This window comes from Bradyrhizobium sp. sBnM-33, assembly GCF_032917945.1.
In the GTDB taxonomy this organism is placed as follows: domain Bacteria; phylum Pseudomonadota; class Alphaproteobacteria; order Rhizobiales; family Xanthobacteraceae; genus Bradyrhizobium.
Map to the genome: position 1 here is coordinate 6,151,336 of NZ_CP136624.1, position 20,226 is coordinate 6,171,561.

The 20,226-nt window shown below is 63.2% G+C and carries 18 protein-coding genes, 1 tRNA gene and 1 pseudogene; 15 read left to right on the top strand and 5 right to left on the bottom strand.

What is annotated here, in order from left to right; translation table 11 throughout:
• The first annotated feature begins 106 nt into the window (after positions 1–106).
• The 6 genes from RX328_RS29010 to RX328_RS29035 all read left to right on the top strand — a co-directional run bounded on the left by RX328_RS29010 (position 107) and on the right by RX328_RS29035 (position 5,405).
• Entirely contained in the window at positions 107–1,927 is a 1,821-nt protein-coding gene (locus tag RX328_RS29010; RefSeq protein ID WP_213249774.1) for an IlvD/Edd family dehydratase, read from the top strand.
• 132 nt (positions 1,928–2,059) lie between these two features.
• Positions 2,060–2,794 (top strand): SDR family oxidoreductase, encoded by a 735-nt coding sequence (locus RX328_RS29015; RefSeq protein WP_213249772.1) that lies wholly within the window; start codon positions 2,060–2,062, stop codon positions 2,792–2,794.
• Positions 2,795–2,995: 201 nt separating this feature from the next.
• On the top strand, positions 2,996–3,742 hold the full coding sequence (locus RX328_RS29020) for an SDR family NAD(P)-dependent oxidoreductase (RefSeq protein WP_213249771.1): 747 nt from the start codon (positions 2,996–2,998) through the stop codon (positions 3,740–3,742).
• Positions 3,743–3,749: 7 nt separating this feature from the next.
• Positions 3,750–4,139: a GFA family protein gene (locus RX328_RS29025; protein ID WP_213249769.1), complete on the top strand. Its 390-nt coding sequence runs from the start codon at positions 3,750–3,752 to the stop codon at positions 4,137–4,139.
• A 112-nt stretch (positions 4,140–4,251) separates the two neighbouring features.
• On the top strand, positions 4,252–4,932 hold the full coding sequence (locus RX328_RS29030) for a site-2 protease family protein (RefSeq protein WP_213249767.1): 681 nt from the start codon (positions 4,252–4,254) through the stop codon (positions 4,930–4,932).
• Positions 4,933–4,970: 38 nt separating this feature from the next.
• Complete coding sequence (locus RX328_RS29035) at positions 4,971–5,405, top strand: hypothetical protein (protein WP_317258519.1); 435 nt, start codon at positions 4,971–4,973, stop codon at positions 5,403–5,405.
• A gap of 42 nt (positions 5,406–5,447) precedes the next feature.
• Here the strand turns inward: RX328_RS29035 and RX328_RS29040 are convergent, their stop codons facing one another.
• Positions 5,448–6,359 (bottom strand): helix-turn-helix domain-containing protein, encoded by a 912-nt coding sequence (locus RX328_RS29040; RefSeq protein ID WP_213249765.1) that lies wholly within the window; start codon positions 6,357–6,359, stop codon positions 5,448–5,450.
• A 173-nt stretch (positions 6,360–6,532) separates the two neighbouring features.
• Between RX328_RS29040 and RX328_RS29045 the strand changes: the two genes are divergently transcribed.
• From RX328_RS29045 to RX328_RS29070, 6 genes are read left to right on the top strand one after another with little or no spacing between them, the layout of a single operon-like run.
• Positions 6,533–7,756 carry an amino acid ABC transporter substrate-binding protein gene (locus RX328_RS29045; RefSeq protein WP_213250069.1) on the top strand — a complete coding sequence of 408 codons (1,224 nt, stop codon included), beginning with the start codon at positions 6,533–6,535 and terminating at the stop codon, positions 7,754–7,756.
• Between the two features lie 30 nt (positions 7,757–7,786).
• A complete protein-coding gene (locus RX328_RS29050) occupies positions 7,787–8,656 on the top strand; it encodes a branched-chain amino acid ABC transporter permease (protein WP_235782635.1) in 870 nt (289 codons plus the stop codon).
• Positions 8,653–9,597 (top strand): branched-chain amino acid ABC transporter permease, encoded by a 945-nt coding sequence (locus RX328_RS29055; protein ID WP_213249763.1) that lies wholly within the window; start codon positions 8,653–8,655, stop codon positions 9,595–9,597. The genes RX328_RS29050 and RX328_RS29055 overlap by 4 nt, the downstream gene beginning before the upstream one ends.
• A complete protein-coding gene (locus RX328_RS29060) occupies positions 9,594–10,343 on the top strand; it encodes an ABC transporter ATP-binding protein (RefSeq protein WP_213249761.1) in 750 nt (249 codons plus the stop codon). The genes RX328_RS29055 and RX328_RS29060 overlap by 4 nt, the downstream gene beginning before the upstream one ends.
• Positions 10,336–11,070, top strand: coding sequence for an ABC transporter ATP-binding protein (locus RX328_RS29065; protein ID WP_213249759.1), 735 nt, complete (start codon positions 10,336–10,338; stop codon positions 11,068–11,070). Before RX328_RS29060 ends, RX328_RS29065 begins: the two co-directional genes overlap by 8 nt.
• 23 nt (positions 11,071–11,093) lie before the next feature.
• Positions 11,094–12,545 (top strand): aldehyde dehydrogenase, encoded by a 1,452-nt coding sequence (locus tag RX328_RS29070; protein WP_213249758.1) that lies wholly within the window; start codon positions 11,094–11,096, stop codon positions 12,543–12,545.
• Between the two features lie 118 nt (positions 12,546–12,663).
• On the opposite strand, the gene RX328_RS29075 is transcribed toward RX328_RS29070, so the two are convergent.
• From RX328_RS29075 to RX328_RS29090, 4 genes and pseudogenes are all read right to left on the bottom strand, one after another.
• A complete protein-coding gene (locus RX328_RS29075) occupies positions 12,664–13,449 on the bottom strand; it encodes an energy transducer TonB (RefSeq protein ID WP_213249756.1) in 786 nt (261 codons plus the stop codon).
• On the bottom strand, positions 13,446–13,913 hold the full coding sequence (gene exbD / locus RX328_RS29080; protein ID WP_213249754.1) for a TonB system transport protein ExbD: 468 nt from the start codon (positions 13,911–13,913) through the stop codon (positions 13,446–13,448). Before exbD ends, RX328_RS29075 begins: the two co-directional genes overlap by 4 nt.
• Before the next feature lie 3 nt (positions 13,914–13,916).
• A complete protein-coding gene (gene exbB / locus RX328_RS29085; RefSeq protein WP_213250067.1) occupies positions 13,917–14,882 on the bottom strand; it encodes a tonB-system energizer ExbB in 966 nt (321 codons plus the stop codon).
• Between the two features lie 5 nt (positions 14,883–14,887).
• A pseudogene (locus RX328_RS29090) lies at positions 14,888–15,211 on the bottom strand (PKHD-type hydroxylase); the annotation flags it as partial.
• A gap of 378 nt (positions 15,212–15,589) precedes the next feature.
• On the opposite strand from RX328_RS29090, the gene RX328_RS29095 reads away from it, so the two are divergent.
• From RX328_RS29095 to RX328_RS29105, 3 genes are all read left to right on the top strand, one after another.
• Entirely contained in the window at positions 15,590–16,759 is a 1,170-nt protein-coding gene (locus RX328_RS29095) for an efflux RND transporter periplasmic adaptor subunit (protein ID WP_213249752.1), read from the top strand.
• Positions 16,756–19,902 (top strand): multidrug efflux RND transporter permease subunit, encoded by a 3,147-nt coding sequence (locus RX328_RS29100; protein ID WP_213249750.1) that lies wholly within the window; start codon positions 16,756–16,758, stop codon positions 19,900–19,902. The genes RX328_RS29095 and RX328_RS29100 overlap by 4 nt, the downstream gene beginning before the upstream one ends.
• 221 nt (positions 19,903–20,123) lie before the next feature.
• A tRNA-Gln gene (locus tag RX328_RS29105) sits at positions 20,124–20,197 on the top strand.
• The last annotated feature ends 29 nt before the right edge of the window (positions 20,198–20,226 follow it).

A 20,226-nucleotide genomic window follows, 5' to 3' on the forward strand; every position in this document is an offset into this window, starting at 1 on the left:
TGCTCAAATGGAGACGGGCAAGCGCGTTGCACCGGATGAAATTTTCGGCATCGTGCATCTTTGCCTTGATTAGGCCGGTCACGAGTTTGCAGTGCGGGAGGAACCAATGAAAAAGAACGACAGCAAGACTGTGACCAATGGCAAGGGCCGAAGGCTACGTTCCCTCGAGTGGTTCGATAATCCGCATAATCCGGGAATGACGGCGCTCTATCTCGAGCGGTACCTCAACTACGGCTTGACCCGGGAGGAATTGCAGTCCGGCAAGCCGATCATCGGCATCGCCCAGACCGGCAATGACCTCTCCCCATGCAATCGCCACCACCTCGAACTGGCGCATCGCGTACGCGAGGGCATTCGGGCCGCCGGCGGCATCGCTATGGAATTCCCGACGCATCCGATCCAGGAAACCGGCAAGCGGCCAACGGCTGCGCTCGACCGCAACCTCGCCTATCTCGGCCTCGTCGAAATCCTGTTCGGCTATCCGCTCGACGGCGTGGTGTTGACCACCGGCTGCGACAAGACCACGCCAGCCTGCCTGATGGCGGCGGCGACCGTCAATCTGCCCGCGATCGTGCTCTCGGGCGGCCCGATGCTGAACGGCTGGCACAACGGCGAGCGCACCGGTTCGGGCACCATCGTCTGGAAAGCTCGCGAGATGCTTGCCGCCGGCGAGATCGACTACAACGGGTTCATCGAGCTCGTGGCTTCCTCAACCGCCTCGGTCGGCCATTGCAACACCATGGGTACCGCCTCGACCATGAACTCGCTCGCGGAAGCGCTTGGCATGTCGCTGCCGGGCTGCGCGGCGATCCCGGCGCCCCATCGCGAACGCGGCCAGATCGCCTATGAGACGGGAAAGCGGATCGTCGAGATGGTCTGGGAGGATCTCAAACCCTCCGACATCCTGACCCGCAAGGCGTTCGAGAACTGCATCGTCGTGAATTCGGCGATCGGCGGCTCGACCAACGCGCCGATCCATATCAACGCGCTGGCGCGGCATATCGGCGTCGAGCTCTCGATCGACGACTGGCAGAAACACGGCCACGATATCCCGCTCTTGGTGAACATGCAGCCGGCCGGCTTCTATCTCGGCGAGGAATACCATCGCGCCGGCGGCGTGCCGGCGGTGGTGCGCGAATTGATGGCGCACAAGCGCATCTATGAAGACGCCGTCACCGTCAACGGCCGCACCATCGGCGAGAACTGCCGCGAGGCGCCAAAGCCCGATGGCGACGTGATCTGGAGCTACGACAAGCCGCTGGTAAAGGACGCCGGCTTCCTGGTGCTGCGCGGCAACCTGTTCGATTCCGCGATCATGAAGACCAGCGTGATCTCGAAGGAGTTCCGCGAGCGCTATCTCAACAACCCCAAGGACCCGAACGCATTCGAGGGCCGGGCCATCGTGTTCGAGGGGCCTGAGGATTATCACGACCGGATCGATGACCCCTCGCTCAATATCGACGAGCACTGCGTCCTGTTCATTCGCGGCGCCGGGCCGATCGGCTATCCCGGCGGCGCCGAGGTCGTCAACATGCAGCCGCCGGCGGCGCTGATCAAACGCGGCATTCTTTCCCTGCCCTGCATAGGCGACGGCAGGCAGTCCGGCACCTCGGGTTCGCCCTCGATCCTCAACGCCTCGCCCGAGGCCGCCGCCGACGGCGGGCTGGCGATCTTGCGGACCGGCGACAAGGTTCGCATCGACCTCAACACCGGCGACGCCAATATCCTGATCTCGAGCGATGAATTGAAGAAGCGCCGCGCCGAGTTGAAGGACAAGGGCGGCTTCCCCTATCCGGCCCACCAGACGCCGTGGCAGGAGCTCTACCGCTCGACCGTCGGACAGCAGGCCACCGGCGCCTGCATGGAGCTCGCCACGCGTTATCAGAATATCGCCGGCACGGTTGGCGTGGCGCGGGATAATCATTAGCTGATCGCCGTCATTGCGAGGAGCGAAGCGGCGAAGCAATCCATCCTTCCCCTTTTCGCGGTGAAATGGATTGCTTCGCTTTGCTCGCAATGACGGCCAATAGACATCAAGCCAATCCCCGGAGAAGAAAACATGTCAGACCGCCTGAAGGGCAAGCGCGCATTCGTTACCGCCGCCGCCGTCGGAATCGGCCGCGCCTGCGCCGTGGCCTTTGCGCGTGAAGGGGCAACGGTGTTCGCCACCGACATCGACGAGGACAAACTCGCCGCGCTCAAGAGCGAAGGCATCGCCGAAGTGGCGAAACTCGATGTGCGAGACAGCGCGGCGGTCGCCGCCATGGCCAAGCGCGCCGGCAAGACCGACATCCTGCTCAACGCCGCTGGCTTCGTGCATCACGGCACTGTGTTGGATTGTTCCGACGAAGACTTCGATTTTTCGTTCGACCTCAACGTCAAGTCGATGCACCGCACGATCAGCGCCTTCCTGCCGGGCATGCTGGACAACGGCCGCGGCGCGATCGTCAACATCTCTTCCGCCGCCGGCGTGTTCAAGGCGGCACCGAACCGCTACGTCTATGGTGCGACCAAGGCTGCCGTTGCGGCGCTGACGCGCTCGGTCGCCACTGACTTCATCGCCAAAGGTATCCGGTGCAATTGCATCTGCCCTGGCACGATCGAGACGCCTTCGATGCTGGAGCGCGCGGCGGCGGCAGGCCCCAACGGGCGCGAGATGTTCATCGCCCGGCAGCCGATGGGGCGGCTCGGCACCGCCGAGGAGATCGCGTCCCTCGCCGTCTATCTCGCCAGCGACGAAAGCGCGTTCACCACCGGCGTCGCCCACGTCATCGACGGCGGCTGGACGCTGTAGTTCTAACCTCTCCCCGCGCTTGGCGGGGAGAGGTCGGAAGCGAAGCTTCCGGGTGAGGGGCAAGGCACGATATCTTCGCGCGAACATTGTGTACCGAATTTGCGGAAGCAGCCCCTCACCCCAACCCTCTCCCCGCGAAGGGCGGGGCGAGGGAGTGAACCGCCGATGCGGCGCCGAAGACCGAATTGAAAGGATGTGCTCATGAACAAGATCGATCTGGACGGCCGTTGTGCCGTTGTCACCGGCGGGGCGCAGGGTTTTGGGCGCGCGATCACCGAACGTTTCGTCGCATCGGGTGCGAAGGTCGCGATTTGGGATTTTGACCTGCCGCTCGCGGAAAGAACCGCGAAGGAAATCGGCCCGGCGGTGTCCGCCTTCAAGGTCGATGTCTCCGACCTCGCCGCTGTCGAAAAGACCCGCGACGAAACGCTGAAGGCGCTCGGCAGGATGGACATCCTCGTCAACAATGCCGGCATCGCCGGCGTCAACAAGACAGTCTGGGAGACCGACCTCGAGGAATGGCGCAAGGTGCTGCGCATCAATCTCGACGGCCCCTTCATCTGCTGCAAGGCGGTGGTGCCTGCGATGCTGCAGCAAAAATACGGCCGCATCGTCAACATCGCTTCGATCGCCGGCAAGGAAGGCAATCCCAACGCTGCGCATTATTCGGCCTCGAAGGCCGGCCTGATCGCGCTGACCAAGTCGCTCGGCAAGGAACTCGCGCAGCACGACATCCTCGTCAACGCAGTGACGCCGGCGGCGGCGAAAACCGCGATTTTTGACCAACTGACGCAGCAGCACATCGATTTCATGCTGTCGAAGATTCCGAAGGGGCGCTTTGTGCTTGTGGAAGAACTCGCGGCGATGGTGGCGTGGCTGGCGTCGGAAGATTGCGCGTTCTCGACCGGCGCAGTGTTCGATATCTCCGGCGGCCGCGCTACTTATTGAGATGGGCATGATCCGGGAAGGCGGATGTTTCTGCGGCGTGGTCCGGTTCAAGACCGAGGGCGAGCCGCTGAATGTCCGCATCTGCCATTGCCGCAACTGCCAGAAGGCGATGGGCTCGCCGTTCTTTGCTCGCGCGCTGTTCGACCAGCGGGCGCTGACGGTCGAGGGCGACACCGCGCGCTATCCCTCATCGGAGGCGCTCGACCGGGAGTTCTGCAAGATCTGCGGTACCAGGCTGTTTTCCCGCCGCACCAACGGCACCGCAGTTGGCGTCGCACTCGCCGCCTTCGACGACCGTAACGCCTTTGCACCGACCGAGCACATCTGGGTCTCGGAGAAGATCGCCTGGGTGTGCCTGGATGACGGCCTGCCGCAATATCAGGAATCGGTTCCGTAGCCCGGAATGCAGCGCCAGCGTAATCCGGGGCCGTCTCATAGGGGATCTCACTTATCCCGGATTGCGCTTCGCTCCATCCGGGCTACGATGCCCGGCAACCGGGGCAGACCGCTTGAACATCTCACTGTACGGCATTTCGGTCTGGATTCTCCCGATCCTGATCGCCATCACCTTCCATGAGGCCGCCCACGCCTTCGTGGCCTACCGGCTCGGGGACAATACCGCTTGGCAGCTCGGCCGGGTCAGCTTCAATCCCTTCAAGCATATCGATCCGTTTGGGACAGTGATTCTTCCGGGGCTGCTGCTGCTGTCGCATTCACCGTTCCTGTTCGGCTACGCCAAGCCGGTTCCAGTGAACTTCCAGAACCTGAAGCACCCCCGGCTCGACATGGTCTGGGTGGCGCTGGCCGGCCCCGCCACGAACATCGCGTTGGCGCTTGTCACGGCTTTGGCCTTCCACGCCTTGCCATTGGTGCCGGCGGAAGCTACCAAATGGACGGCGGACAACCTCAAAAACGCCTTTCTGATCAATATCGTGCTGGCGATTTTCAACATGATGCCGATCCCGCCGCTGGACGGTGGCCGGGTCGCCGTCGGACTTCTGCCCCGGGTGCTAGCTTACCCGCTATCGCGGCTGGAACCGTATGGGTTGCTGATTTTGATCGGCCTTCTGATCCTGCTTCCCATCATCGGCGCGCAGCTTGGCCTAAATCTTGATGTTATTTCGGCGATACTGCGGACACTGACCGGTTATGTCATCAGCGCGCTTCTCTTCGTCACCGGCAACGCCTAAGTTTAGAAACAACACATAGGGAAGAACCGACCCGGGCCATGGCGACAAAAGCTGCCGATATGTTGATCGCACGACGCGCCGACACTCGCGCGAGGGCAGATTTCGCAACCTGGAAAATGATCGCCAAGCTCAACGGCTTTTCCGCCCTGCCGCCCGAGGCGCAGAGCTTCCTTGAAGGCTACCGGCAGTTGCTTGCCAGAATGACGGAAGACGATGCTTCCGAAGCAACCATCCAGCTCATGTACAAGAAATACTATGTGGAGATGGGCGGCTCAGGTACGCCGCCGCAGCTCCCGTCCCGCACGAGTGATCCGACCACCGACAGCGGCAACGTCACTGCGTTCCGCCGTCCGCCCGCCCGGCCGAAACAACAGGCTGTCTCGGGACCGGCGACAAAACCGCGGCTGCCGGTAGCGCTGATTTTTATCTGTCTTGCGATCGTCTACGTCAGCATTCGCTTGTTCTGGCGCTGAGGCGGGTACATTACTGCCCGGAAGGTCTGCAATACAACCGCATCACGGCCATGCCGCGTAGGACGGACCGCTGCGTGCGTGCTCCAATCGTATCTGCCGGCGATAGTTGCCCGGTGACGCGCTGCGATACTTGCGGAAGAAGCGATTGAAATAGGCCGGATCGCGAAAACCCAGGCCGTATCCGATCTGCTCGACGGGAAGATCGAGCTGCTGCAGACGCGTACAGGCTTCGCGCACCAGGCGCTCGTGGATGATCGCGCGCGGGCCGCAGTTTTTCTCCCGTTGGCAATGGGCGTGCAGCTTGTCGGACGTGACGCCGAGCGCGTCCGCATAGCGCGCTACCGGCCAGCCGTCACGGTAATGCAGTTCGACCATTTGCAGGAAATTGCCGACCAGCGCCGGACCACCGCCACGCGCTGCAACCTCGTGACGCTCATCATGCGAGGAGCTGAGCCGGCAGAGTTGCAGACACAGCAACAGCAGATGTGAGGCGATCAGAGTCGCGCCGCCAAAGCCGGGCGCGCGCAACTCCGCCACGATCGCGCAGCAGGATTCGGCGATCGTGTCGAGATGTGGAGAAAGCGTCTCGCCGGCAACCAGCGCAGCGCGCTCCGTGGTTCTGCGCAGATGCAGCGCCTCGGCACTGCCCGCGATGATCTTGATCAGGAAGGCATCGTCCACCGACAATAGGAATCCATGCGCGCCGGGACCAACGTGCAGCGCTGCATCGGTGCTGCCCGGCAACCAGAGCAGCGCCGGCGCTTCGAGCGCGACACCGGTTCCGTGCCATGAAGCCCGGCCGCGATCCGATTGCAGCAACAATAGATGCGCCCGGCGCTCCGCCTTCTGGCGGATGACCCACGATCGAGCCGCCAGGGCGGCCGAAAAAGCTTCCGCACGTACCGCCAGCGCGACGCCGACCGGCAGTCCGTTCAACCCTGGTGATGCCGACATGCCCCCGTCTCCTGAGACAATCCGCCGCCAGTGAAGCGGAAGATTTGCCAGAAAAGTACAATCTTTCCCCGGTTTCGTCCAATTCCAAGCTTCCGGCAACCTCCCCTAACGTCAGGGCGATCACGAGCGCCAGTTCAATGGCGCCGGTCGACGCACCCTGGGAGGACAAAATGATGACATTCCTGACGCGGCGCACCGCCCTGCTGGCGGCCGCCACCTGCGCGGCTACGCTCGGCCTGACCGCCATCGCCGAGGCGCAGACCTCGATCAAGATCGGCTACGCCATCTCGCGCACCGGCCCCAACACCGGAGGCGCCGCGGTCACCACCATCCCCAACTACGAATTGTGGGTTAAGGAGGTAAATGCCGCCGGTGGCATCAAGCTCGGCGACAAGCGCGTCCCGATCGAGGTCGTGCAATATGACGACCGCTCCAACGCCGAAGAGGCGGTGCGCGCGCTCGAGCGGCTGATCAACCAGGACAAGGTCGATTTCATCCTGCCGCCATGGGGCACCGGCCTCAATCTGGCGGTTGGTCCGACGCTGAACCGCGAAGGCTATCCGCACCTCGCTGCGACCGCTGTGACCGACCGCGCGCCCGAACTCGCCAAGCGCTGGCCCAACAGTTTCTGGCTGCTCGGCACCAGCGCGGACGCCGCAAAATCGCTGGTCGAATTGCTGAACAAACTGCGCGACGAAAAGAAGATCGGCGACACCGTGGCCATGGTCAGCATTGCCGACGGCTTCGGGATCGATCTGTCGTCGGCGGCGCGGCCGGCGCTCACCAACGCGAAGTTCAAGCTCGCTTACGACAAGAGCTATCCGATCGGCACGCAGGATCTGGCGCCGATCGTCAACGAGATCAAGGCGCTCAACCCGGATGTCTTCATCGCCTTCAGCTATCCGCCGGATACGCTGGCGCTGACCGAGCAATCGCGCATCGCCGGGCTCAATCCGAAGGTTTTCTATACCGGCGTCGGCACCGCCTTCCCGCTCTATCGGCAAAAATTCGGCAAGAACACCGAAGGCGTGATGGGCATCGGCGGCTGGAGCGGCGACAGTCCGGCGATCAAGGACTATCTCGCCCGCCACAAGGCTTCCGCCGCCAACGGCGCCGAGCCGGACCGCTGGGCGAGCGCGGTCACTTATGCCAGCCTGCAGATGCTGCAGCAGGCGATCGAGCGCGTCGGCAAGATCGACCGCGCTGCCGTCATCAAGGACCTGCAGACCGGCACGTTCGATACCGTCATCGGCAAGGTCAAGCTCGAGAACAACATGCCGACGCGCTTCTGGTGGGTTGGCCAGTGGCAGGACGGTGAGTTCTATGGCATCGCACCGGCGAAGAACGAAGGCGCGCGCACCGCGATCGTCCCGAAGCCGGCGTGGGTGGCACCGTAACGCCAAGAAAGTGACGCGGCCAGCACGCCAATGACCAACGCCATTCTGACCGGCCTGATGCTGGGCGGCATGTATGCGCTGATCGCCATGGGGCTCACGCTCCAGTACGGCGTTGCGCGCATCATGAATCTCTCCTACGGCGAGTTTCTGATCGCCGCAGCCTTTGCATCGCACTGGCTGTTCACGGGCTGGGCGATCAGTCCGTTTGTCGGACTGGCGCTGGTCGTTCCCCTTGCCTTCGTGCTGAATTTTGCGATCTACAAGCTGCTGCTCACGCCACTGGTGCGCCGCGCGCCCAACCGCGACGCGCTGGAGGTGGACAGCATTCTCGCAACTTTTGGCCTCACCTTCGTCATTCAGGGCTCGATGCTCGCGCTGTTCGGCGGAGCCTATTACAGCTATTCGTTCCTGGCCTTCCCGGTGCAGTTTCTCGGCGAGACGGTTGCGGCCAACCGCCTCGCCGCGCTCGGGATCACCATCCTGCTCGGTCTGGCGCTGTATGCCGCCCTGACACGGACCCGCGCCGGCACGGCGGTACGCGCCGTCGCCGTTGATCCTTTCGCCGCCCAGCTTGTCGCCATCAATGTGCCGCAGGCCTCGGCCCTGACATTTGCATTGGGTGGTGCGCTGGTCGCCGCCGCCGGCGTGCTGGTCAGCACCTTCCTCACCTTCAGCGCGTCATCCGGCGTCGTCTTCACGATGAAGGCCCTGATCGTCGTCGTGATGGGCGGCGTCGGCAATATGCTGGGCTGCCTGGTCGCGGGACTAGCACTCGGTCTCAGCGAGGCGCTGGTTGCCTCCTATGTCGATCCCGGACTTACGCTCGCAGTCAATTTCGCACTGTTTCTCGCTGTGCTGCTGGTGAAGCCGGCCGGACTGTTTGGCAGGGCCACGCGATGAGCGCTCGTATCGCCGGCTTCGGTGCCGTCGCGCTCGCAGCGCTTGCACTGCTGGCGCTCGTTCCGCGCCTCGGCAATGCCTACTACCTCGCGCTCGCCATTAGCCTGCTGCAATACACCGTGCTGGCGACGGCCTGGAGCATGTTCTCCGGGCCCACACGCTACGTCTCCCTGGCAACGACCGCCTTCTTCGGCGTCGGCGCCTATACCGTCGCCGTGCTGGGCGAAATTTTGCCGTGGCCGCTGGTGCTGCTGATCGCAGCGGCGCTCGGCGCCATTGTGGCTGGCATCGTCGGGCTCTCGACGCTGCGCTTGAGCGGCGTGTATTTCGTCATCTTCACGTTTGGCCTGACGGAACTGATCCGCCAACTCGTGGTCTGGTTCGAGGTCAACAAATCACGCGTGCTCGGGCGCTATGTCTTCGTCGACATCACGCAGGCCGATATCTACTGGCAATTGCTGGCGCTGACCGCCGCGGTATTCCTGCTGGGCTGGCTGATCGCGCGCTCGCGCCTCGGCTTTGCGCTGCGCGTGATCGGCGAAGACGAGACCGTCGCGAAACATTGCGGGATCAATACTACCTTTGCCAAGGTCGCCCTGTTCACGATCAGCGCCACGGTGATGACGCTGGTCGGCGCAATCATGGCACCACGCTGGACCTATATCGAACCATCAATCGCCTTCAACTCGATGATCTCGTTTCAGGTGCTGATCATGGCGCTGCTCGGCGGCGCGCACCGGCTGTGGGGACCGGTGCTCGGCGCCGTGCCGCTGACATTGCTGTTTGAGCTGCTGAGCGCGCGCTTCCCGAACACGTTCACGATCATCCTCGGCTGCATCTTCCTGCTGATCGTCTACATGCTGCCGAGGGGCGTCGCTGGATTGTTCGAGAAGCTCTCGACGACGGCGGGCGGCAAAGCCACGCAACGGATAGCCGCATGAGCCAGGACAGCGGAATACCAGTGCTGGCGATCAACGGACTGCGGCGCGCGTTCGGCGGGCTTGTCGCGGTCAACGATCTCGGCTTCGCGGTTGCCCAAGGCGAAATCATGGGCCTGCTCGGCCCCAACGGGTCGGGCAAGACCACCGCACTCAATCTGATCTCGGGCGTGCTGCGCCCCGATGCCGGCACCATCCGCCTGATGGGCCAGAACATCGCGGGCCTTGCGTCGTACCGGATCGCGCGGCTCGGCCTTGCCCGGACGTTCCAGCTCGTCCGCGTGCTCGACGGCATGGATTGCCGCGAGAACATCAAGGCGGGTTTGGCGTTCCAGAGACCGTATCTGCCCGCCTCCGAGGCAGAACTACGGATCGACACGCTGCTTGATCGCGTCGGTCTTGCCGGCCACGGCTGGCGGCCCGCGGCGGACCTCACCTATATCGACCGCAAGCGCCTCGAACTCGCACGCGCCCTGGCGGCGAAGCCGCGACTGCTGCTGCTCGACGAATGGCTCGCCGGACTCAACCCATCCGAACTTGCGATCGGCATCGACCTGATCCGCTCATTGCGGGCTGACGGGATCACCATCGTGCTGGTCGAACATGTGATGAGCGCGGTTCGCGCGCTTTGCGACCGCTGCATCGTCATGAGCAGCGGACGCAAGATCGCCGAAGGCGCGACTGCGGACGTACTGAGCGACGCGGCCGTCGTGAAGGCCTATCTTGGCGGGGTGGCCGCCGATGCTTGAGGTCAAAAATCTCAGCCTGGCCTACGGGCTGCACCGCGCGCTCGATGGCGTCGCCCTCAATGTCGACCGCAGCGAGATCGTGACGATTCTCGGCGCCAATGGCGCCGGCAAGACGTCGCTGCTGAAGGCCATCGCCGGCGTCGTTCGGACACTGCCAGGCAAGCAGGTGCGCCTCGGTGGCCGCGATATCTCCGCGCTTGCCGCGCACGAGATCGTCGAAAGCGGGCTGGCGCTGGTGCCCGAGGGCCGCGGAATTTTCGGCGATTTGACTGTGAAGGAAAATCTTCTGCTCGGTGCCAACCCGAAGCGCGCCCGCGAGGGCGAAGCGGCGCGGCGCGAGCAAGTGCTTGCGCTGTTTCCGCGCCTGCGCGAGCGCGCCGGCCAGATCGCGCGCACCATGAGCGGCGGCGAACAGCAGATGCTCGCCATCGGCCGCGCGCTGATGTCCAATCCGGACATCCTGCTGCTTGATGAGCCGTCGCTCGGACTCTCACCTGCCATGGTGCAGGAGTTGTTCGCCACCTTGCGCCGTGTGCGCGAGGCCGGCGTTGGGCTCCTCCTCGTCGAACAGAACGCGCAGGAGAGCCTGCGGATCGCCGATCGCGGCTATGTGCTCGCGAACGGCGTCATCGTCGGGCACGGCACCGCCGCCGAGTTGAAAGCCGATCCCGCCGTCCAGCGCGCCTATCTCGGCGGCGTGCCGCCGGCCACCGCATCATCGTCATAAGCCCCGCTTGAGGAGAGAAAGCCATGTATGAAATTTCGCTGCTGCTCGAGAGCAAGGATGTGCCGGCATCGAACGGCGCGACGTTCGATCGCCTGAACCCGGTCACCGGCGATCTCGCAAGCCGCGCCGCGGCAGCCCAGATCGCGGATGCAAAGCGCGCGGCCGATACCGCCGCAGCCGCCTTCCCCGCGTGGTCCGCTACCGGCCCGAACGCCAGGCGCGCGATCCTGTTGAAGGCTGCCGATCTTCTGGCGTCGAAGGCGTCGCAATTCGTCGAGCTGATGGCCGCGGAAACCGGCGCGACTGCCGGCTGGGCCGGCTTCAACGTTCACCTCGCGGCCGGCATGCTGCGCGAGGCCGCCGCCATGACCACGCAGATTTCAGGCGAGGTCATCCCCTCGGACAAGCCGGGCTGCATCGCGATGGCCGTGCGCCAACCCGCGGGCGTGGTGCTGAGCATGGCGCCTTGGAACGCGCCCGTCATTCTCGGCGTGCGCGCCATCGCGCTGCCGCTTGCCTGCGGCAATACCGTGATCCTGAAAGCCTCCGAAATTTGCCCGGGCACGCACCGGCTGATCGCCGAATGCCTGCGCGACGCCGGCCTGCCGCCCGGCGTCCTCAACGTCATCACCAACGCGCCGGAAGATGCCCCTGCGCTGATCGAAATGCTGATCGGCCATCCAGCCGTGCGGCGCGTCAATTTCACCGGCTCGACGCGCGTCGGCCGCATCATCGCGCAGGTTGCGGCAAAGTACCTCAAGCCGGCCCTGCTCGAACTCGGCGGCAAGGCGCCGATGATCGTGCTCGACGACGCCGATCTCGACGCAGCCGTTGCCGCCGCTGCGTTCGGCGCCTTCATGAACCAGGGCCAGATCTGCATGTCGACCGAGCGGCTCGTCGTCGACGAGAAGATTGCCGATGCCTTCGTAATGAAGCTCGCGGCGAAAGCCGGATCGCTTGTCGCCGGCGATCCGCGCAAGGGTAACGCGCCGCTGGGATCGCTGATCGGCACCGATGCAGCCGCCCGCATCCAGACCTTGATCAACGACGCCGTCAGCAAGGGCGCCAAGGTGGTCGCGGGCGGGCGCAGCGAGGGAACGCTGATGTCGGCGACTGTGATCGACGGCGTCAACTCGTCGATGCGGATCTACGGCGAGGAGTCGTTCGGTCCGGTAGTCTGCGTCGTGCGCGTCAACGGCACGGACGAAGCCGTTCGCGTCGCTAATGACACTGAATACGGGCTATCGGCAGCGGTATTCGGCCGCGACATCGCGCGCGCCTTCGAGGTCGCCAAGCGCATCGATTCCGGCATCTGCCACGTCAACGGGCCCACGGTTCACGATGAGGCGCAGATGCCGTTCGGCGGCGTCAAGGCGTCAGGTTATGGCCGCTTCGGCGGCAAGGCCGGCATCGCCGAATTCACGGAACTGCGCTGGATCACGATCGAAACAGGGCCACAGCATTATCCGATCTAACGCTTCGCTTCTGACCAAGTCAGAACCGAAGCTCTGGATTCTTGTTTTGACGCGTTCTCTTCACGCGAACCGGTGTCCACTTCGTGCGCGACCTGACGGACAAACGAGAAGTATCGACTTATTTTGCGTCCTTAAACGTGACGGGCAAAGTGCGAGTCAAACCTAGATCAGCGACCAACGGCGGTGGCTTCGGTACAGGATCAGCCCGTCGGACCATTTTCATAGCAGCTTCGTCATAAGCGCTCAGACCAGAACCTTCGGCGACGCTGACTGAAACAACGTGACCCATTCGGTCGAATTCAAGCGCGAGCTTCACCGCCGCGCCTTTCACCTTCACGCCGTCCGGAAACATCAGGAACTTCTTGAAATGAGCAACGACCTTCTTTTCCCACGCCACTTTCGCGAGCTCGACACTTTTGCCGATGCCCAATTTCGGAGCCTTAGCCGTGTTTTCACGACGCCCGTCAAGGTTAGGCGTCGCCGTCGCCTCTTGCGCCGCTGATTCCGGCGAGGCTTGCGTTTGTACCGCCGCAAGCTTCGGATCGTCCTCCTTCGGCTTTTCCGATTTGTTCGGCGTCACCGCGCGGTCAGCTTCATCGACGTCGGTCGGTCTGTCCTGCGGCAGTTCCGTGTCCTTGACCTCGGCCTCTTGGTCGGCGAGTTGGGGCGATGCTACGGAAGCCTCGGTATCAGGACCCGGGGGCAGGTTGATTTCTTCACGGTTGGCCGATGCAAGTTCAACTCCAACCTCGATCGCTGACGCACCTACGGCATCGTCCGCTTCTACTTCGGATTGCAAATGCGCGATTGCCAGCGCAGCCCCACCAGCATGAAGCACAAGCGCAGTCACAGCGGCAAAAATCCAGAGCCGCCGTGATGGCTTCTGTTCGTCAAGGCCGATCAAGGTGTTGCCGGCGCTGCTTGCGCCGCCCCCGAATCAGGAACGCCTTCCAGCGCCACCAGCTTGATTTTCGAGTAGCCGCCGGAGCGCAAGATCTCCAACACGACCATCAACTCGCCGTAAGGTACCGCGCGATCGGCACGAATGAAGATATGACGGTCCTTGTTGCTGTCTGGCATCGCATCTAGCGAACGCACCAGATCAACGCGCTTGACAAGTTCCTCCCCGATCGCAACCGAGAGATCCGGCTTGATGCTCACATAAGTGGGCTTGTCCGGCTTCTTCTGCGGGGTTGCGGTCGACGTTGGCAAATCGATCGGCAGGTCGACGGTCGACAATGGCGCCGCGACCATGAAGATGATCAAGAGAACCAGAACGACGTCGATGAACGGCGTGACGTTGATCTCGTGCGATTCGGCGAAATCGCTGTCATCATCGAGGTCGTGTTCTGCGATTGACGCGCCCATCGCTTACTCCGCCGCCGCGCGGGCATGCGAGCCGCCGAGTGAACTAACGTGCGTACGGTCGAGATCGCGCGACAGCAGCCGTCCTGCGGCGCCCGATGCACGGCTGACCAGTTCCATGTAACCCTTGGTGACGCGCGCGAAGTGATTGTAGATGATGACGGCCGGGATCGCGGCGACGAGGCCGATCGCGGTTGCGAGCAGCGCTTCGGCGATGCCGGGCGCCACCACGGCAAGGTTCGTGGTCTGCGATTTCGAAATGCCGATAAAGCTGTTCATGATGCCCCAGACGGTGCCGAACAGTCCGACGAACGGCGAGGTCGCGCCGATGGTCGCGAGCAGGCCCATACCGAGCCGGATCCGACGCGCCTCGGCGCGCACGATTTCCGAGAAGCTCGACGCGGCGCGCTCCTTGATGCCGGCATCGCTCGAAATGCCCGCCGACAGCCGCGCCTCGCGCATCGCTGCCGCGAGCAAGGACGACAGCACGCTGCCCTTGGAACCCAGCGCGAATTGCGCTTCCGCCAGTGACCTCGCATCGGAGATCTTGGCAAGCGCCCGGCGCACTTTGCGCTGAATGACGGTGAGTTCGACCATCTTGGCGATGAAGATGGTCCAGGTCACCAGCGAGGCAAAGGCGAGACCGATCATGACCGCCTTGACCACCACGTCAGCCGACATGAACATCGACCAGGGCGACAATTCGCGGAGTTCAGCGGCAGCCGACTTCAGCAATTTGCTCTCGCGTTCCGCCGGCAAAGCGGCTGAATCCGAAGGTGCGGCCGGTGGGGCCGGCGCAGCCGACGGCTGTGAGGGCGTGGCCGGGACCTGCGATACGGCGGGTGCCTGCTGGGCCGCAGGTGCGGGCGGCGCCGCAGCAGGCGTACCCTGCTGGGCCGACGACGGCGCCGACAGCGACGGCATCGCCAGCGCCAACATCGCCGCAAATATCATGACGCGAGAAAGAGACATGTTGTTCATACTTCGGCCCAGTAGCGGATCAGGTTATAATAGAACCGGTCAATTTGACCGTTTCGGGGTCGCCTCGCCAAGCCGCTCCACCAGGGCCTAGATCGAGGTGTCGAGATCGAAGATCAGGCCGCGGGCGTAGGCATCCCTCTGGAGCCTGAAAAAAGATGCCACGCGCATACCCGGAGCAACCGGCCCGACCAGATGCAACTAGACGTAGGAGTCTAGACGCAGGACCAAGGCACGAGGTCACCGGCCGCGAGCTTGATCTGGTGGGAACCGTGAAGGTCCGCGACCACCAGCTCGCCGCCGCATTCATCCGGCTCCGAAAGGACGTGCCGCTGATTCAGCTCGCAGCGACCGGCCGGCGGCAGGACAAATCCTGCACCGTAAGTACCGAGCGAAACTTTCGGGGTCAACGCGGTTGGGGCGAGACGTCGCTTGAATCCATCCAGATCACAACGATTCTAATTTGCGGTCCAAAGTCGTTCGACAGTTGGTGATGCGGATGAGATTGCGAGCCACGCGTCATGCCGATCCTCGCGCCTGTACTATGCCGATCCTCGCGCGTGCGCTGCCGCAACCTTTCCAATAGTTTAGGATTCTCAAGCGCTCGTGCGTGTACGCACCGAGAGCGCGCAGACTATACCTGTCTCGACAGGGAACCGTGCTGGGCGCCTTTGCCTGTTATCCGAAACAAGTGGTTCAGCATGTCGAGATCACGCACCATCCGTTGGGTCTTGTTGGTCGCAGCGATCGCCGCGCTAGTAGGCTTTTTCGGCTGGCAGCGATTCCAAAGCGAGGCCCGTGAGGCGCAAGCTGAAGCCCAGAAGCCCGCGCCAGCCCGTGCTGCCGTGCCCGTGCGAACGGCCCTGGTCGAAAGGACCAGTTTTCCCGTTTATCTGACCGGCCTCGGCACTGTGCAAGGCTTCAACACCGTCGTCGTCCGCACCCGCGTCGACGGTCAGATCAATCGAATTGCGTTTCAGGAAGGCCAGTTCGTCACGGAAGGCGATACGTTGGCCGAGATCGATCCGCGGCCGTTCCAGGCCGCGCTCGATCAGGCCAAGGCGAAGAAGGCGCAGGATCAAGCCAATCTCGCCAACGCCAACCTCGACCTGCAGCGCTCCACTCGGCTCGGTGAGTTCGCGACCCGCCAGCAAACGGATACCCAGCGTGCCTTGGTCGCGCAATTGACGGCGCAAGTGGCCGGCGACGATGCGGCGATCGAAAACGCGCAGACCCAGTTCGATTACGCCACCATCAAGGCGCCGATCTCCGGTGTCGCCGGGCTGCGCCAGGTCGACGTCGGCAATATCGTCAACGCTGCGACTCAGACCGGCATCGTTACGATCGCCCAGATCGAACCGATCGCGGTGATCTTCACCGCGCCGGAAGACCACTTGCCGGATATCAGAGCCGCGCTGGCCGCCGGTTCTCCCAAAGTGATCGCACTCTCCACGGACGGCAAGCGGGTGCTTTCCACCGGCACGCTTTCCCTGATCAACAACCAGGTCGACACGTCAAGCGGTACGGTTCGGCTCAAGGCGGTCTTTGACAACAAGGACCACGCGCTGTGGCCGGGCCAGTCGGTTTCGACCCGGCTGCTGATTGCGACGCTGGAGAACGCTACCGTAATTCCCGACGATGCCGTCCAGCATGGCCCCAACGGACTTTACGCCTACACGGTCAGCCCCGAGAACAAGGCCGAGCTCCGCAAGATCAAGGCGACGCGGTCAATCGATGGCCGATCTGTGGTCGACGAGGGGCTGTCGCCGGGCGATCGGGTGATCACGGCGGGTCAGTTCAAGGTTCAGCCCGGCACATTGGTCACAACCGCGGTCGCCAGTTCGGATCAGGCGAAGGCTGCCCGGGAATGAGCCAGGGAATTTCCGCCCCCTTCATTCGCTACCCGATCGGGACCTCGCTGATGATGGCGGGGATCATGTTCGTCGGCCTCGTCGCCTATCCACTGCTGCCGGTCGCGCCGCTCCCGCAGGTCGATTTTCCGACCATTCAGGTCTCTGCCTCCCTGCCCGGCGGCAGCCCGGAGACTATGGCGTCGTCGGTGGCGCAGCCGCTGGAGCGCCAGCTCGCGCAGATTCCCGGCGTCGCGCAGATGACCTCGACCAGCTATCTCGGTACGACGGCGATCACGATCCAGTTCGATCTGAACCGCCCGATCGACGCCGCGGCTAACGACGTGCAGGCCGCGATCAATGCGGCCAGCGGCCAGTTGCCAAAAAACCTTCCCTCCCCGCCGATCTATCGCAAGGTCAACCCGGCGGATGCACCAGTCCTGATCCTGTCTGCGACTTCGGACACGCTGCCGCTCACCACCGTCAGCGACGCCGTGGATGCCCAGCTTGCCCAGCAGATCAGCCAGATCTCCGGCGTGGCCCAGGTGATCATCGGCGGACAGCAGAAGCCTGCCATCCGCATTCAGATCGACCCGGCAAAGCTTGTTGCCAAGGGGCTATCGCTGGAAGACGTTCGCAGCCAGATCGCGATCACAACCGTTGACAGCCCCAAGGGCAATATCGACGGCGAGCGCCGCGCCTATACCATTTATGCCAACGACCAGTTGCCGGATTCCAAGGACTGGAACGACGTCATCATTGCCTATCGCAACGGCGGCCCATTGCGAATTCGCGATATCGGCCAGGCCGTCACCGGTCCGGAAGACGCCAAGCAGGCGGCCTGGGCCAATGGCAAGCGCGGTGTGTTCCTGGTCGTATTCAAGCAGCCCGGCGCAAACGTCATCGAGACTGTCGATCGGATCAAGGCGACGCTGCCGCGGCTGGTCGCCGCGATCCCGGCGGCGGTCAAGATCGAGGTGATGAGTGATCGCACCACGACGATTCGCGCTGCGGTCGAGGACGTGCAATTCACCATGCTGCTGACCATCGCGCTCGTCGTGATGGTCATCTTCATCTTCCTGCGCAACTTCTGGGCAACGGTAATCCCGGCCGTGACAGTGCCGCTGGCGCTGCTCGGCGCCTGCGCGCTGATGTGGGTGTGCGGCTATTCGCTCGACAATCTCTCGCTGATGGCACTCACCATCGCCGTCGGTTTCGTGGTCGATGACGCCATCGTGATGCTCGAGAACATCACGCGCTACATCGAGAAAGGCGAGAAGCCGATGGCCGCCGCCTTCAAAGGCGCCAGCGAAATCGGCTTCACCATCGTATCGATCAGCATCTCGCTGGTCGCCGTGCTGATTCCGCTGTTACTGATGGGCGGTATCATCGGGCGGCTGTTCCGCGAATTCGCGGTGGTGCTCGCGATGACCATTCTCGTATCGATGATCGTATCCCTGACGCTGACGCCGATGATGGCTTCGCGCTTCCTCCGCGCGCACGGCGAAACCAGCCATGGCCGGGTTTATCAATGGAGCGAGCGAGGTTTCGACGCGATGCTGCGCGTCTACGAGCGCAGTCTCGATCTGGCGCTGCGCTGGAAGCTCACCACGCTGATGATGTTCTTCGCCACCTTGGGATTGTCGGTCTATCTGTTCGTCATCATCCCGAAAGGCTTCTTCCCGCAGCAGGACAACGGCCTGATCACGGCCACCTCGGAAGCCAGCCAGGACATCTCCTTTGCCGACATGAAGTGGCATCAGGAGGAGCTTGGAAAAATCGTGCAGGCCGACCCCGACGTCGCCTCGGTCGCGATGGCGATCGGCGGCAGCGGCCGCGCCGGCAATAACGGCAATCTCTACATCACGCTAAAGCCGCGCGACGAGCGCGAGGCGAGCGCCCAGCAGATCATCGCGCGTCTCCGTCCGCAGCTCGAGAAAGTCGAAGGCGCCCGCCTCTATATGCAGGCGGCGCAGGACGTGCGGCTCGGCGGCCGGCCGACGCGAACCCAGTTCGAGTTCACGCTGCAGGACGCCGACCTCGCCGAGCTGAACGAATGGGCGCCGAAGATTTTGGCGAAGATGCAGACGCTGCCGGAACTGCGCGACGTCGCCACCGACCAGCAGACCAACGGCACCACGCTGGAGCTGAAGATCAACCGCGACACCGCCGCGCGTTACGGCATCCAGCCGCAACTGATCGATGACACGCTTTATGATGCGTTCGGCCAGCGCCAGGTGACCCAGTATTTTACCCAGCTCAACACCTACAAGGTGGTGCTCGAGGTGCTGCCTGAATTGCAGGGCAGCCTCGACACGCTGAACAAGATCTACGTGAGGTCGCCCACCACCGGCGAGCAGGTGCCGCTGTCGACCTTCGCCACCTGGACCAGCGTGCCGGTGCGGCCGCTGTCAATCAGCCATCAGGGCCAGTTTCCGGCGATCACGATCAGCTTCAACCTCGCGCAAGGCGTGGCGCTGGGACAGGCGACCGACGCGGTGCAGAAGGCGATGGTCGAGCTTGGCGCGCCGACCACGCTCAATTCGAGTTTCCAGGGCACCGCGCAGGCGTTCCAGCAGTCGCTCGGCACCGTGCCGCTATTGATCCTCGCAGCGCTCGTGGTGGTGTACCTGATCCTCGGCATTCTCTACGAAAGCTACATCCATCCGATCACGATCCTGTCCACGCTGCCATCTGCCGGAGTCGGCGCGCTGGCGATCCTGATGCTGTTCGGGTTCGATTTCAGCCTGATCGCGCTGATCGGCATCGTGCTGTTGATCGGCATCGTGAAGAAGAACGGCATCATGATGGTCGACTTCGCGATCACGGCCGAACGCGACGAGCAGCTCGAGCCCGAAGCCGCGATCCGAAAGGCGGCGCTATTGCGATTCCGCCCGATCATGATGACGACGATGGCGGCGCTGCTCGGCGGCGTACCGCTGATGCTCGGCACCGGCACGGGATCGGAAATTCGCCAGCCGCTCGGTTATGCCATGGTCGGCGGCCTGCTCGTCAGCCAGGCGCTGACGTTGTTCACGACGCCAGTGGTCTATCTCTATCTCGACCGGCTTTCGAACGCCTTTGCGCTCTGGGGCCGTTCGGCCGATCTTGACCATGACGCCCATGCGGATGGGCAACACTCCGTCAAGCAAGCCGCCGAATGATTTGTTTAGGTCGTCGATAAATCATCTTGGGGGTCTGTCGCCGCGGTTCGAAGCGCCACCTAAATTGGTTTGCTCAGCTTCAAAAAGCCCCCTTCCACGCTTGCCAAGGCCCGGACCGAACGGGTAGAACGACGCACCAGCGAAAGCGGCGATTTGCACGATCCCGCTCCAGCCGATTGCCCGGACATTCGAATAAGCTATTGATGTTATTGAGCAATCATTGGGGAATGGTGTAACGGTAGCACAACAGACTCTGACTCTGTTTGTCTAGGTTCGAATCCTAGTTCCCCAGCCAGACTCCGAAAAACCGCAACAATCCTGACA